Below are 13605 nucleotides of genomic sequence, written 5' to 3'. Positions count from 1 at the left end.
CTTACCTCATCGTGCCGTCGCCCGTTCCCCGGCGCGCGCGACGCTCGCCGTCGCGGCGCGGCCGCGGGGGCCGTTGAAATATTCCTGGATCCAGGGGTGATCCAGGGCCAGCAGCTCGTCAATCGTGCCGACCGCGATCACCCTCTTGTCGGCCAGCACCGCGACGCGGTCGCAGATCGCGTAGAGCGTGTCGAGATCGTGCGTGATCAGGAAGACGGTGAGTCCCATCGTCTTCTGCAGCGAGCGAGTGAGATCGTCGAACGCGGCGGCGCCGATCGGGTCGAGCCCCGCGGTCGGCTCGTCGAGGAACAGCAGCTCCGGATCGAGCGCGAGCGCGCGGGCGAGGCCGGCGCGTTTCTTCATGCCGCCCGAGAGCTCGGCGGGAAACTTGGGGCCGGCGTCGGCGGGCAGGCCGGCCATCACCACCTTGTAAGCGGCGATCTCGGCCATCAGCACCGGGTCCATATCACCATGGAACTCGCGGATCGGCACCTGGACGTTCTCCGAGACGGTGAGCGTCGAGAACAAGGCGCCGCCCTGGAACAGCACGCCCCAGCGCTTGCGGATGTCGATCGTCTCGTTGTCGTCACGGCCGATGGTGGGCTCGCCGAACACCTCGACCTCGCCGGCGTCGGGGGTCTGCAGGCCGATGATCGAGCGCATCAGCACCGACTTGCCGGTGCCCGAGCCGCCGACCACGCCCAATATCTCGCCGCGGCGCACGTCGAGGTCGAGATTCTCGTGCACGACCTGCTCGCCGAAGCTGTTCCTGAGTCCGCGGACACGGACGACGATGTCCTCGTCGGCCATCAGATCCAGCCGATCCAGGTGAAGAAGACGGCGAAGAAGGCGTCGAGCACGATCACCAGGAAGATCGCCTGCACCACGGCGGCGGTGGTGCGGGCGCCGACCTGTTCGGCGTCGCCCTCGACCTGCATCCCCTGGAAGCAGCCGGCGATGGCGATGATCGCGCCGAACACCGGCGCCTTGACCAGGCCGACGTAGAGGTCGGTGATCGGCACCACCTCGCGGATGCGCTGGACGAAGGTGACGGGTGGGATGTCGAGGCTGACCCAGCACAACAAGCCGCCGCCGATGATCGCGATCACCGAGGAATAGAAGCCGAGCAGCGGCATCATCAGCACCGCCGCCAGCGTGCGCGGCACCACCAGCGCCTCCATCGGCGACACGCCGATCGTGCGCATCGCGTCGATCTCCTCGGTCAGCTTCATCGTGCCGATCTGCGCCGCGAAGGCCGAGCCCGAGCGGCCGGCGACCATGATCGCGGTCATCAGCACGCCGAGTTCGCGCAGCGTGATGCGGCCGACCAGGTTGATCGTGAACACCTCGGCGCCGAACTGGCGCAGCTGCACCGCGCCCTGCTGGGCGATGACGATGCCGATCAGGAAGCTCATCAGCCCGATGATGCCGAGCGCGGTGACGCCGACCACCTCGAACCGCTGCACCGTCGCGTTGAAGCGGAAGCGCGAAGGATGGCGGATCAGCGTCAGGAACGCGAGCACGGTCGCGCCCATGAAGCCGAGCAGGCCGACCAGCGTCTTGGCCGCGGTGATGATCGCTTCGCCGACCTGCGCAATCACGCGCAGGAACGCCGGCAGCGGGCGCTCCGGCATCGCGATCGGCTGGTCGGCGTTCTCGACCTGGTCGAGCAGGTGCTTCCCGTCGGCGGAGAGCCCGTCGACGCTGGCGCCGCGATCGCGCGCGAAACGATGGATCACCCAGGCGCCGATCGTGTCGATGCGATCGATGCCGGAGAGGTCGATCCGCTTCACCTCGCCCGTCAGCGCATTCAGCCGTTCGGGCACGTCGCCGAGGCACGCGAGCGACAGATTGCCGGAAAAGCGCAGCGTCCCGCCGTCGGCGGCATCCTCGACGAAGTCGGCCGGTGCGCTCATCGCGCCGTCCTTGCACTACATTCGGCTGGCGCCGCAAGGAGAAGGGTGCGAAGCGCGCCCTCATGCCGCATCGCATCGCCATCTACGACATGGACAAGACGATCACGCGCGATCCCACCTGGACGCGTTTCCTGCGCTTCGCGGTGGCGCGCAGTGGGCGGTGGCGGACGGTGATGTGGCCGGCGGCGGGGCTGGCGACGCTCGCCTATGGCGCGCGGCTGATCGACCGCGCCGGCCTCAAGCAGGCGACGCAGCGCTGGATGCTGGGCCGGTCGCTGGCCACGGCGCAGGCGGAGGCGCTGGCGGAGGGTTTCGCCGACCAGTTGCTCGCGCGCGGCGTGCTCGATGGCGCGCGACGCCGGATCGCGGAGGATCGCGGTGCCGGCTACCGGCTGGTGATGGCGACCGCATCCTATGCCTTCTACGTCGGCGCGATCGCCAAGCGGCTGGGCTTCGACGACGTGATCGCGACCGGCAGCGAGCGCGGCCCTGACGACGCGATCCTGCCGCGCATCGCCGGCGAGAATTGCTACGGCCCCGCCAAGCTCCGGATGATCGAGGCGTGGCTGACGGCGCAGGGGATCGCGCGGGACGACGCCCATATCCGCTTCTACAGCGACCATGTCTCCGATGCGCCGGCATTGGAATGGGCCGACGAGCCATTCGCGGTGAATGCGCACGGTCCGCTCCGCACGTTGGCGACGCAGCGGGGCTGGCCGATTCTGGATTGGCGCTAGCCCCTCGCCCCATCCGTCACCCCGGACTTGTTCCGGGGTCCACCCATCCCTGCATAGTGCCGTGCATTGTTGCACCGTGGATGCCGGAACAAGTCCGGCATGGCGGGAGAGTGCGTAGATCACAGCGCCACATCCACCGTGTGGATCAGCACACCCACCAGACCACCGACGAGCGTGCCGTTGATGCGGATATACTGGAGGTCGCGGCCGACGGCATTCTCGAGCCGCCCGGTGATGGTACGCGCGTCCCAGCCGCGGATCGTGTCCGACACCAGCCGCACGATTGCGTCGCCATAGTCGGCCGCCGTGCCGACCGCAGCGCGGCGGGCGAAGCGGTTGATCGTCGCGGCGAGCTTCGCGTCCTGCTGCAGCGTGGTGCCGAGCTGGCGCAGCGCCTCGCCGAAGCGGCCGGCGATCACCGCATCGGGATCGCGCGCGGCCTTGAGCATCGCCGCGCGCAGCTGCTCCCACACGCCCTGCCACCAATCGGCGAGCGCGGGATTGTCGAGCAGCTCGTCCTTGAACGCCGCCACCCGCTCCTGCATCGCCGGATCGTGCTGGAGATCGTCGGCGAGCTTCGCCAGCCCCTCCTCCGCCTTTTCACGCAGGGGATGGTCCGGGTTCTCGGCCATCTCGGTGACCAGCTTGGTGAGGCCGTCCAGGATCGCGTTGGCCAGCGTCGCGTCGAGCCCGGTCCAGCGCAGCACCGCGCCGGCGCGCTGGCGCACCATGTCGCGGACGATCGGCTCGTTCGCCTCGACCACGCGCCCTGCCCAGCGGATGATGCCGTCGAGCAGCGGCACATGGCGGTTGTCGGCGATCGCCGCGGCAAGCGCCTGTCCCAGCAGCGGCGCCACGTCGAGCGCGCGCAGCCGCCCCGCCAGCGCGCCGCGTACCATGCCGCCCAATCGCTCCTGGTCGAGCGATTCGAGCACGTCGGCGGCGAGCCGGCTCGCACCGCGCCGCAGTTTGCCCTCTCCCGATGGCGAAGGATTGGCCAGCCAGCGCCCCGCCGCACCGGCGAGGTCGACCCGCTGCATCCGCCGCGCCACCACGCGCGGGATCAGGAAATTGTCGCGCAGGAACGCGGCGAGCGCGCCGGCGATGCGATCCTTGTTCCTGGGAATGATCGCCGTGTGCGGAATCGGCAGCCCGAGCGGATGGCGGAACAGCGCCGTCACCGCGAACCAGTCGGCGAGGCCGCCGACCATCGCCGCCTCGGCAAAGGCGCGGACGAAACCCATCGCCGGATGCACCGGCTGGAAATAGCGCGCGGCGAGATAGACGCCGGCCATCGCCACCAACAGCCCGGTCGCGACCAGCCGCATCCGCCTCAGCGCAGGCGGCGCCGCGCTTCCGTTGAGGTTGAGAGCGCGCGGCGCGAGCGTCATGCCCGAAACAATCCCCGAAACCGGGGATTGTTCAAGCATCTCTTATAGTCTGTTTGGAAATGCGCCTGACGGCGCATTTCGGCGGCACCGGCCCGCTCCCCCACCCGGCCACCCATAAGATACTGCCGTTGGGTGGCCGGGTGGGGGAGCGGGCCGGTGCCGCCTTTACAAACAGACTCTCATTCCGCCGGCTGAATCTCGCCGTCGCCGGGCTTGTGCCCGATGCGTCCGCCCGGCTGATGCTCGATCACCGGCTTGCCGTCGTCGCCCGGACGATAGGTGAGCAGGCGGCGGCCGAGCTTCGGCCCGATCCAGCGCTCGATCCCCACTGCCAGGCTGAAGCTCGCCGGCACGATCACCAGCGTCAGCACGGTCGAGAGGATCAGGCCGCCGATCACCGTCGTGCCCATCGGCGCGCGCCACGACGAGTCGCCGGACAGCGACAGCGCGGTCGGCACCATGCCGGCGACCATTGCCACCGTGGTCATCACGATCGGCTGGGCGCGCTTGTGCCCGGCGTCGACCAGCGCGGTGAACATGTCGACGCCCTTGTTCATCTCCTCCAGCGCGAAGTCGATCAGCAGGATCGAGTTCTTGGCGACGATGCCGAACAGCATCAGCACGCCGATCAGCACCGGCATCGACAAGGGCTCCCCGACGATCGCCAGCGCGATCAGGCCGCCCAACGGCGCCAGCAACAGCGAGCCCATGTTGACCAGCGGCGACATGAAGCTGCGGTAGAGCAGCACCAACACCGCGAACACCAGGAACACGCCCGACGCCAGCGCGATCAGGAAGTTGGTGATCATCTCCGCCTGCCACTTGGCCTGGCCGACGGTGAGCTCGCCGACACCCACCGGCAGGTTCTTCATGATCGGCAGCGCGTGGATCTGCTTCATCACGTCGCCCGAGACATAGGGCTTGCCGGTCGCCGGGTTCTGGGCGAGGTCGGCGCCCACGATCAGGCGGCGCTGCAGGTTGAGACGCTCGATCTTGGTCGGGCCGGCGCCGAAGCCGATGTCGGCGACGACGCCGAGCGGCACCGAACCGCCGTTCTCGGTCGCCACCGGCAGGTTCTTGATCGTCGACAGCCGCGCCCGCGCGCTTTCCTGCAACGCCACGCGGATCGGGATCTGGCGATCCGACAGCGAGAACTTCGCGCTGTTCTGGTCGATGTCGCCGAGCGTCGCGATGCGGATCGCGTTGCTGAGCGCCGCCGTGGTCACGCCGAGATCGGCCGCCAGGTCGAGCCGCGGGCGGATCACGATCTCCGGCCGGTTGAGGTCGCCGGCGATGCGCGGCGCCACCACCTGCTTCATGCCCGACATCTGGTTGACCAGCGTGAGCGCGGTCTGGGTCAAGAGCTTGGGATCCTCGCCGCCGAGCGTGATGGTGAGGTCGCGACCGCTCGATCCCCAGCCGAACTGCGAGCGGAAGCCGACGCGCGCATCGGGGATCTTGAGCAGCTCGGGCGCCAGCCGGCGCTCGAACTGCGTGCTCTTCTCGTCGCGCTTCTTCTTGAGCATCGCGATCACGCGGCCGTTGCCGACGAAGGCGCGCTCATAGACGCTCTCCACGGCCGGCTCGCGGCGCAGCAGGTTGGCGACGCGCGTCACCACCGCCTGGGTCTGCTCGAGCGAGGTGCCCGGCACCATCTCGATCGTCGCGGTGACGTCGTCCTGGTCCTGCTCGGGCTGGAAGGTCATCGGGATCACGCCCGAGAAGGCGAGCCAGATGGTGAGCCCGAGCGCGATCATGCCCGCGACCACCGCCGACCAGCGGTGGCGCAGCGTCCAGCTGAGCAGCTTGAGGTAGCCGCCCATCACCGGTCCGCCGGCGTGCTCGGCATGGCCGTGCGCCTTGAGGAAATAGGCCGCGACCATCGGCGTCACCATGCGCGCGACCGCCAGGCTCATCAGCACCGACGCGACGACGGTGAGGCCGAAATTCTTGAAGAACTGGCCCGAGATGCCCGGCATCAGGCCGACCGGCAGGAACACCGCGACGATCGACATGGTGGTGGCGAGCACGGCGATGCCGATCTCGTCGGCGGCGTCGATCGAGGCCTGATAGGCCGACTTGCCCATGCGCATGTGGCGCACGATGTTCTCGATCTCGACGATCGCGTCGTCGACCAGCACGCCCGCGACCAGGCTGAGCGCGAGCAAGGTCATCTGGTTGAGCGTGAAGCCCATCAGGTCCATGAACCAGAAGCTCGGGATCGCCGACAGCGGGATCGCCAGCGCCGAGATGATCGTCGCGCGCCAGTCGCGCAGGAACAGCAGCACCACCAGCACCGCCAGCACCGCGCCCTCCACCATCGCCTCCATGGCGGTGTGGAACTGCTCCTCGGCGTATTTGCTCTGGTTGAACAGGAGCTCGAAATGGACCTTGGGATTGGTCTTCTCGAGCTCCTTCAGCTTCTTCTCGGCGGCGTGGAACACGGTGACGTCCGACGCGCCCTTGGCGCGCTGGATGTCGAACGAGATCACCTGGTTGCCGTTGAAGCGCGCAAAGCTCTTCTGCTCGGCGTAGAGGTCCTTGACGTCGGCGATGTCGGACAGGCGGATCGTGCGCCCGCCGCCCACCGCGATCTGGGTCTGGCCGAGCGTATAGGCATCCTTGGCGTTGCCGAGCACGCGCACCGCCTGCTCGAAGCCGGAAATCTCCGCCTTGCCGCCCGCCGCGTCGAGATTCACCTGGCGAAGCTGCTGGTTCACCTGGCTGGCGGTGAGGCCATAGGACTGGAGCTTGTCGGGGTGGAGAATCACCCGGATCTCGCGGTCGACGCCGCCGTTGCGGTTCACCGCCGACATGCCGGAGATCGACAGCAGCTCCTTGCGCACCGTGTTGTCGATGTACCAGCTCAATTGCTCGACCGTCATGTCGGGCGCGAGCGCGGTGAAGCTGGCGACGTCATTGTCGCTCGACGTGTCGACGCGGCCGATCTGCGGCTCCAGGATGCCGTCGGGCAGGTTGCCGCGGATCTGCTGGATGGCGCTGCGCACGTCCTCGACCGCGCGGTCGACCGGCATGCCGATGTCGAGCTGGACGATCGTCTGCGACTGGCCCTCGGTCACCGTCGAGTTGATCTCGTCGATGCCCTGAAGGCTGCGCACCGCCGATTCGACCTGCTGCGTGATCTGCGTCTCGAGCTCGCTCGGCGCCGCACCCGGCTGCGAGATCGAGATCCACACGATCGGGAAATCGATGTCCGGATCGTTGTTGACGTCCATCCGCCAGAAGCTGACCAGCCCGGCGATGGTGAGGAACAGGAAGAGGACGATCGGCGGAACAGGGTTCCGGATCGACCAGGCCGAGATGTTCCGGAAGCTCATGGTTTCGCCTGCTCCGCCTTCTTGAGGACCGGAATGACCTTCTGCCCCGGATTGAGGAACGCGCCGGCGGTCAGCACCACCCGCTCGGTGCCCGAAAGCCCGCTGGTGATGGCAATGCCCTCGTCCGAGACCTCGCCGGTGGTCACGTTGCGCCGTACCGCCTGATTCTTGTCGTCGATGATATAGACGAAATTGCCGGTGACGTCGCTCTGAACCGCGGACTGCGGCAGCAGCGGCGCCACCGCCGCACCGGAGACGACCTGGACCGAGGCGAAGCCGCCCGGACGCAGCGCCGGATCATAGGCGAGCTCGATGCGGGCGATGCCCTGGCGCGTCTGCGGGTCGATCACCGGCGAGATCTGCCAGATGGTGCCGCGGAACACCTTGTCGGTGCCGACCGGGCGCACCTCGGCCGGGATGCCGACGTGGAGCCGCTGGATGTCGGCCTCGCTCAGCTGGGCGCGCATCTCCATCTTGCCGTCCATCGCCATGCGGAACAGCGTGCCGCTGCCGGAGCTGACGATCTGGCCCGGCTCGACCTGACGGGTGAGGATCAGGCCCGCGGTGGGCGCGCGGATGTCGAGCCGGTGGTTGCGCGCCAGCGCTTCCTTGTAGCTGGCCTCGGCCGCCCGGACGCGCGCGACCGCGCCGTCGCGGGTCGCCGCCTTCTGGTCGAGATCGGCCTTGGATACGAAGCCGTTGCTGACGAGCTGCTTGGCGCGATCATAGTTGGACTGGGCGAGCTCGGCATCGGCGCGGGCGACGCGGATCTGCGCGGCGAGCGAATCGGCGGTCTGCACCTGCACCGAACGGTCGACCGTCGCCAGCACCTGGCCGGCGTTGACCCATTGGCCGGGCTCGACCAACACGCGCGTCACGATGCCGCCCTCGCCGGCGACACCGACCGGCATGTCGCGCTTGGCGGCGAGGCTGCCGGTGCCGGCGATGACGTTGCGGATCGACGAGCGGCCCGGGACTGCGACCGTGACGGTCGGGATCTGGCTGTTGGCAGCGCCGGCCTTACCCTTGGACGTTTCGGCAGCGCCGCCGCGCATGAACATCGCGGCCGCGGCGAGCACGACGACGATCGCGACGATCGCGGCGATGATCAGCCAGCGCCGCCGCCGCGGCGGCGCGACCTCGCCGGGCAAGGCCGCATAGCCGCCCGCTTCGCCGCCCACCATCTTCGTCTCGTAGTTCATATGCGCCACTTTCCGTCACGCCCCCCTCAGGCGTTCATGCGGTGCTGTATTATATGAATAAGTCACCGACCTCAAGCGGGTCATTTGAGAGCGCGGCTTCATGACGATTCCGGTGCCGAAAGGCAATCGCGGCAGAGGTCGTGTATAAGAAATGGCTAGGCCGCTGCGACTCTGGAGCAACGCCGCGTCGGTCTGCCGCGGAAGACCCGCACGATCATACCGCTCGTAAAGACTAGTTCCGAAGCGTTTCGTTCAAGAAATGGTTGCGTTGCCGCGCCTCAGGAGCGACGCTCCGCTCCGCGCGCAGTCGACGCGCACCACATGGGAGACAGAAAATGCCCGAACGCGGTATCATCGGCTGGTTGTTGATCGGTCTTGTGGCGGGAATTCTGGGTAAGTGGATCATGCCGGGGAAGGATCCCGGCGGCATCATCGTGACCATCCTGATCGGCATCGTCGGCGCGCTGCTCGCCGGCTTCGCCGCACAGGCAGCGGGCATCTCAATCCAGGGAGGATTCGCGAACTATGCGGCGGCAACCGTCGGGGCGATCGTGCTGCTGGCGCTCTATCGAGTGGTGACGAGGCGCCGCACGCCCTGAATCTATCCTCAGGCGCATTTCCGCAAGCTGTAGGCGCCGTTCATTACCGGTTGGCTGAGGCCAGCTAGTCTGGCCTCCGTCTTACTGCCGACGTCATACTGCTGAGGAGGATTTCATGCGGTTTCCCGCCGTTCTTTCGCTCGCCCTCGCGGCGCCGGTCGCGGCGCATGCGCAGGTTGCGACCGCCCCGGTGCTGCTGCCCGAGGGCACGCTGCTCGACCTGACCGCCACCGGCAAGACCACCCGCGTCCCCGATGTCGCGATCATCCGCGCCGGCGTGGTGAGCCAGTCGCCGACCGCGGCCGCGGCGCTGGCCGACAATGCCCAGCGCATGGCGCGCGTGCTCGCGGCGCTGAAGCGTGCCGGCGTCGCCGAGCGCGACGTCCAGACCGCGAACATCGCGCTGCAGCCGCAGTATCGCTACCAGCAGAACGAGGCGCCGGTGATCACCGGCTACCAGGCCTCGAACACCGTCCAGGTCCGCTTCCGCGACATCGGCAAGAGCGGCGCGATCCTCGATGCGCTGGTGAAGGAAGGCGCCAACCAGATCGACGGCCCCAACCTCACCATCGACCAGCCCGAGGCGGCGGAGGACGAGGCGCGCACCGACGCCGTCGCCAAGGCGCGGGCGCGGGCCGAGCTCTATGCCAAAGCGGCCGGCCTCAGGGTCGAGCGGATCGTCTCGATCAGCGAGGGCGGCGCCATGCCGCCTCCCCCCGTGCCGATGATGATGGCGCGCATGGCGGCCGCAGCGCCGGAAGCCGACACCAAGATCGCCGCAGGCGAGCAGGACGTGACGGTCAGCGTCACGGTGCGCTTCCTGCTCAAGTGACGTGAAAAGGGGCCGTCCGACGACGCCGGACGGCCCCTCCTCTCCCAACCTTTCCGGCCAATCCGGTCAGCGGACGGTGCCGCGGCGGACCAGATTGACGATCGCGAGCAGGATGATCGCGCCGACCAGCGATGCCAGGAAGGTGTAGAGCGTGACCGCCTGATTGATCGAGCCGCCGAACAACAGGCCGCCGATGAAGGCGCCGACGATGCCGACGACGACGTTCAGGACGATGCCCTGCTGCGCATCGGTGCGCATGACGATGCTGGCGAGCCAGCCGACGATGCCGCCAATAACGAGCCAGATGATGATGCCCATATTCAAGTCCCTCCATTGAGCCGGGCCGTTCGACCGACCTTCGCTGTGCATGACTCGCGATGCGTGGGATTAGTTCCGCTCGCGTTTTGACTGTCGCACATGACAGAGCGGCCCGCCATCCCCCGAAAGGGACGGCGGGCCACATGCGATTCCCGGCAATGGGTAAGCGCTCAGAACTTCTGCTGGCGCTCGTAGAGCGAGCGGTAATGCTGAATGCGCGTGACGCGCAGGCCCGGCATCCCGGAACGATCGATCGCGCGCTGCCAGCCCGCGAACTCCTCGGCGGTCAGGTCGTAGCGATCGCAGACCTCATCGACCGTCAGCAGCCCGCCGTTGACCGCGGCCACCACCTCGGCCTTGCGGCGCACCACCCAGCGGGTGGTGTCGGGCGGCGGCAGCGTGTCCAGGGTCAGCGGCTCGCCGAGCGGGCCGATCACCTTGGCTGGCCGGATTTTCTGGTTCTCGATCATTCCAACCCTCAATACTGGGACAAGCCCCCTACGCTCATTCCGTAAAACGACGGTTAGCGCCGGAGCTTGAACGCTCCCTCAACCCCTAGGGTAAACGCGCCGTTCACTCGCCTTGCCGCCGGGTTAGCGACGCCGCCGCAACGGCGTGGAAGGCGCCTGCGGCCGGTGCCAGCGGCTCCGCATCAGGCGCGGCGAGCGTGAGCTGCGCCTGCGTCTGGGCGGTCGGGCTGGCGGCCTGCCGGCTGGCGATACCGACCATCAGCACCGCGAGCTCGGTAGGCAGCGCGGTGGCGTGGCGGTCCTGGGCACGGGCGAAGCTGAGATCCAAATGCACCGGTCCTGCGAGTCGAAACGAGACGACTCGGCTAGCGCAATATTGCTGAAGAGCAGGTAAAGCCCCGTTTTTGCACGGCGCGCCGCGAGCCGCTAAAGGGCGCCTATTGGGAAATGCGCCCGGCGGCGCATTTCGGCGGCACCGGCCCGCTCCCCCACCCGGCCACCCAACGGCAGTATCTTATGGGTGGCCGGGTGGGGGAGCGGGCCGGTGCCGTCAAACGGACTCCAAAGGCCAGCGCGATGATTTCCGGTGATTTCCAGCTCTCCGGGCCGCTCGCGAGGCGGCGGATCGTCGTCGCCATGTCGGGCGGCGTCGACAGCTCGGTCGTGGCCGCGCTCGCCGCGCGCACGGGAGCCGAGACGATCGGGGTGACGCTTCAGCTCTACGACCATGGCGAGGCGGTCGGGCGCGCCGGCGCCTGCTGCGCGGGCCGCGACATCCGCGACGCGCGCGCGGTGTGCGATCAGCTAGGCATCGCCCATTACGTCTTCGATTATGCCAGCCGCTTCCGCGAGGCGGTGATCGACGATTTCGCCGACGAATATCTCGCCGGGCGCACGCCGATCCCCTGCGTCAAGTGCAACATGGGGCCGAAGTTCGCCGACCTCCTCACCCTCGCGCGCGACCTTGGCGCCGATTGCCTGGCGACGGGGCATTATGTCCGCAGGGTCGAAGGGCCGGCGGGGGCGGAGCTCCACCGCGCCGCCGATCCCGCGCGCGACCAGAGCTATTTCCTGTTCGCGACGACGCCCGATCAGCTCGACTATCTCCGCTTTCCGCTGGGCGGACTGCCCAAGGCCGCGGTGCGCGAGATCGCGGCCGAGCTTGGCCTCGGCGTCGCCGGCAAGCCGGACAGCCAGGACATCTGCTTCGTCCCAGACGGCGATTATGCCGCGGTGGTGCGCAAGGCGCGGCCGGACGCCGACACCGCCGGCGAAATCGTCGACGAAAGCGGCCGCGTGCTGGGCTCGCATCGCGGCTTCATCCATTTCACCGTCGGCCAGCGGCGGGGACTGGAGATCGGCGGGCTCGCCGAGCCGCTCTACGTGATCCGGCTGGAGCCGGAGACGCGGCGCGTGGTGGTGGGGCCGAAGCGCGCGCTCGCGGTATCGGCGGCGCGGATCAAGGGGATCAACTGGATCGGCGGCGACCATGCCGGGCCGATGACCGCCAAGGTGCGCAGCCTGGCCAAGCCGGTGCCGGCACGGCTGGTCGGCGACCGGGTGGTGTTCGCCGCGCCCGAATATGGCGTGGCGCCGGGGCAGGCGGCGGTGCTCTATGCCGGCGACCGCGTGCTCGGCGGCGGCTGGATCGCCGAGACCGAACGGGCGGAACTCGCCGCAGCCGCCTGAGTCGTCGCTCCCCCGGTCCACCCTTCGTCCTACGGAAATCGCGCCACCGCCATCCCCGAAGTGGCGGCGATGGCAAGTGCCGAAACCCGCAGAAATCCGTCGAAGGTCACGAAAGTCACGGGTAGACGCCTACTGTGACTTTCGCGATATAATGTCACATGAAAGTTCGCAGAAAAGTTGACCGAATTGACTCTGGTCACGCGAATCATTCGCGCGCACGAGCCCGGTCGCGATGTCGAGCCTTCACGAGTGAGAAAGAGCCGGTCCGCGAGGCTGTCAGGCGAAATCCTACATTGCAAGCGACGGCGCCCTCTAGTCGGACGACTTCGCGACGCCCTCGACATAGTCGATCCGGATACGGACCCAGGCGCCGAGTATCGGCTTGCTGCCGACGCGGGGCGGCAGCACGCGGAACTGCCACGCGGCCTCGCGCACCGCGCGGGCGAAGCCGGAACCGGCGGGGGATTGGCCGATCTCCCGGCAATCCTCGACACGGTAGTTCGGGGCCGTCCGGCACGCGATCATCCCCCAGCCGCTGAGGCCGGGGCGCTTGGGCAGATAGAATCCGAGCTCGGCCGAGGTCGGCTTGCGATACCAGTCGACGTCGTAGAGCCGTTCCGAGCCGCCCGCGTCGGCGTCGGCACTGTCGTCGCCGCTGCCCTCCGCCTTCGCCGTGCCCGCATTGCCGGGGGAACGCGGCATCCGGTCGATATCGGAGGACGCGAACTGATCCCGGCTCATCATGATGAATCCGGGCGGCAAGGCGACAGGCGCCGGCCGCTCCTGCGGCGGCTGCTTCGGCGGCGGGGGAGGCGGGGGAGCCGGTGCGGCCTTGGCTGCGCTCCCGCCCTTCTCCCTGGCCTTGGCGGCGGGGCGCGGCGTCGCATTCTCGCCCTCGGCGGCGACGTCGAAGGTGACCGTCTCCGACTGCGGCGGCCCGGACGACGGGATGAACGGCGCGATCCGCAGCAGCATCAGCAGCAGCAGGAGGTGGACGATCGCCGTCAGCACCAGCGAGACGATGCGCCGCCGCGGCGAGGCCCCGCCCGAATCCGGTGAAGAGCGGTAGGACGCCGCGCGCATGGACGCGCAGCTAGGCTCGGTCACGGCCGG

At 68.4% G+C, this 13605-nt stretch carries 13 protein-coding genes; 4 read left to right on the top strand and 9 right to left on the bottom strand.

Annotation, left to right across the window (positions count from 1 at the left end; genetic code table 11):
* Positions 1-6: 6 nt before the first annotated feature.
* A complete protein-coding gene (locus LZK98_RS03445) occupies positions 7-810 on the bottom strand; it encodes an ABC transporter ATP-binding protein (RefSeq protein ID WP_233784968.1) in 804 nt (267 codons plus the stop codon).
* The gene (locus tag LZK98_RS03440) at positions 810-1916 is read right to left on the bottom strand and encodes an ABC transporter permease (RefSeq protein WP_233784967.1); all 1107 of its coding nucleotides are present in this window, start codon (positions 1914-1916) and stop codon (positions 810-812) included. The genes LZK98_RS03445 and LZK98_RS03440 overlap by 1 nt, the downstream gene beginning before the upstream one ends.
* Before the next feature lie 62 nt (positions 1917-1978).
* Here LZK98_RS03440 and LZK98_RS03435 point away from each other — a divergent pair, with 62 nt between their 5' ends.
* Positions 1979-2653, top strand: a complete 675-nt coding sequence (locus tag LZK98_RS03435) for an HAD family hydrolase (RefSeq protein ID WP_233784966.1) — start codon at positions 1979-1981, stop codon at positions 2651-2653.
* A gap of 119 nt (positions 2654-2772) precedes the next feature.
* Here the strand turns inward: LZK98_RS03435 and LZK98_RS03430 are convergent, their stop codons facing one another.
* From LZK98_RS03430 to LZK98_RS03420, 3 genes are all read right to left on the bottom strand, one after another.
* Positions 2773-3981 carry a DUF445 domain-containing protein gene (locus LZK98_RS03430; protein WP_233786497.1) on the bottom strand — a complete coding sequence of 403 codons (1209 nt, stop codon included), beginning with the start codon at positions 3979-3981 and terminating at the stop codon, positions 2773-2775.
* 242 nt (positions 3982-4223) lie between these two features.
* Positions 4224-7382, bottom strand: a complete 3159-nt coding sequence (locus tag LZK98_RS03425; RefSeq protein ID WP_233784965.1) for an efflux RND transporter permease subunit — start codon at positions 7380-7382, stop codon at positions 4224-4226.
* Complete coding sequence (locus tag LZK98_RS03420) at positions 7379-8584, bottom strand: efflux RND transporter periplasmic adaptor subunit (protein ID WP_233784964.1); 1206 nt, start codon at positions 8582-8584, stop codon at positions 7379-7381. Before LZK98_RS03420 ends, LZK98_RS03425 begins: the two co-directional genes overlap by 4 nt.
* 335 nt (positions 8585-8919) lie before the next feature.
* On the opposite strand from LZK98_RS03420, the gene LZK98_RS03415 reads away from it, so the two are divergent.
* Positions 8920-9183 (top strand): GlsB/YeaQ/YmgE family stress response membrane protein, encoded by a 264-nt coding sequence (locus tag LZK98_RS03415; RefSeq protein WP_233784963.1) that lies wholly within the window; start codon positions 8920-8922, stop codon positions 9181-9183.
* A gap of 115 nt (positions 9184-9298) precedes the next feature.
* The gene (locus tag LZK98_RS03410; RefSeq protein WP_233784961.1) at positions 9299-10015 is read left to right on the top strand and encodes an SIMPL domain-containing protein; all 717 of its coding nucleotides are present in this window, start codon (positions 9299-9301) and stop codon (positions 10013-10015) included.
* A gap of 66 nt (positions 10016-10081) precedes the next feature.
* On the opposite strand, the gene LZK98_RS03405 is transcribed toward LZK98_RS03410, so the two are convergent.
* From LZK98_RS03405 to LZK98_RS03395, 3 genes are all read right to left on the bottom strand, one after another.
* Complete coding sequence (locus LZK98_RS03405; protein ID WP_233784960.1) at positions 10082-10333, bottom strand: GlsB/YeaQ/YmgE family stress response membrane protein; 252 nt, start codon at positions 10331-10333, stop codon at positions 10082-10084.
* A gap of 170 nt (positions 10334-10503) precedes the next feature.
* On the bottom strand, positions 10504-10803 hold the full coding sequence (sciP, locus tag LZK98_RS03400) for a CtrA inhibitor SciP (protein WP_233784959.1): 300 nt from the start codon (positions 10801-10803) through the stop codon (positions 10504-10506).
* Positions 10804-10906: 103 nt separating this feature from the next.
* Positions 10907-11137 carry a hypothetical protein gene (locus LZK98_RS03395; RefSeq protein ID WP_319937530.1) on the bottom strand — a complete coding sequence of 77 codons (231 nt, stop codon included), beginning with the start codon at positions 11135-11137 and terminating at the stop codon, positions 10907-10909.
* 242 nt (positions 11138-11379) lie between these two features.
* Here LZK98_RS03395 and mnmA point away from each other — a divergent pair, with 242 nt between their 5' ends.
* Positions 11380-12492, top strand: coding sequence for a tRNA 2-thiouridine(34) synthase MnmA (gene mnmA / locus LZK98_RS03390; RefSeq protein WP_233784958.1), 1113 nt, complete (start codon positions 11380-11382; stop codon positions 12490-12492).
* A 312-nt stretch (positions 12493-12804) separates the two neighbouring features.
* Here the strand turns inward: mnmA and LZK98_RS03385 are convergent, their stop codons facing one another.
* The gene (locus tag LZK98_RS03385; RefSeq protein WP_233784956.1) at positions 12805-13575 is read right to left on the bottom strand and encodes a hypothetical protein; all 771 of its coding nucleotides are present in this window, start codon (positions 13573-13575) and stop codon (positions 12805-12807) included.
* Positions 13576-13605 lie beyond the last annotated feature (30 nt).

Origin of the sequence: Sphingomonas cannabina (assembly GCF_021391395.1) — a bacterium.
Lineage (GTDB): Bacteria > Pseudomonadota > Alphaproteobacteria > Sphingomonadales > Sphingomonadaceae > Sphingomonas > Sphingomonas cannabina.
The sequence above is the reverse complement of the archived record's forward strand: the minus strand, read 5'-3'. Positions and strand labels throughout refer to the sequence as shown.

Coding starts and splice junctions, on each gene's coding strand:
- LZK98_RS03445 (WP_233784968.1), bottom strand. CDS start 810: ATGGCCGACGAGGACATCGTCGTCCGTGTCCGCGGACTCAGGAACAGC.
- LZK98_RS03440 (WP_233784967.1), bottom strand. CDS start 1,916: ATGAGCGCACCGGCCGACTTCGTCGAGGATGCCGCCGACGGCGGGACG.
- LZK98_RS03435 (WP_233784966.1), top strand. CDS start 1,979: ATGCCGCATCGCATCGCCATCTACGACATGGACAAGACGATCACGCGC.
- LZK98_RS03430 (WP_233786497.1), bottom strand. CDS start 3,981: ATGCGGCTGGTCGCGACCGGGCTGTTGGTGGCGATGGCCGGCGTCTAT.
- LZK98_RS03425 (WP_233784965.1), bottom strand. CDS start 7,382: ATGAGCTTCCGGAACATCTCGGCCTGGTCGATCCGGAACCCTGTTCCG.
- LZK98_RS03420 (WP_233784964.1), bottom strand. CDS start 8,584: ATGAACTACGAGACGAAGATGGTGGGCGGCGAAGCGGGCGGCTATGCG.
- LZK98_RS03415 (WP_233784963.1), top strand. CDS start 8,920: ATGCCCGAACGCGGTATCATCGGCTGGTTGTTGATCGGTCTTGTGGCG.
- LZK98_RS03410 (WP_233784961.1), top strand. CDS start 9,299: ATGCGGTTTCCCGCCGTTCTTTCGCTCGCCCTCGCGGCGCCGGTCGCG.
- LZK98_RS03405 (WP_233784960.1), bottom strand. CDS start 10,333: ATGGGCATCATCATCTGGCTCGTTATTGGCGGCATCGTCGGCTGGCTC.
- sciP (WP_233784959.1), bottom strand. CDS start 10,803: ATGATCGAGAACCAGAAAATCCGGCCAGCCAAGGTGATCGGCCCGCTC.
- mnmA (WP_233784958.1), top strand. CDS start 11,380: ATGATTTCCGGTGATTTCCAGCTCTCCGGGCCGCTCGCGAGGCGGCGG.
- LZK98_RS03385 (WP_233784956.1), bottom strand. CDS start 13,575: ATGCGCGCGGCGTCCTACCGCTCTTCACCGGATTCGGGCGGGGCCTCG.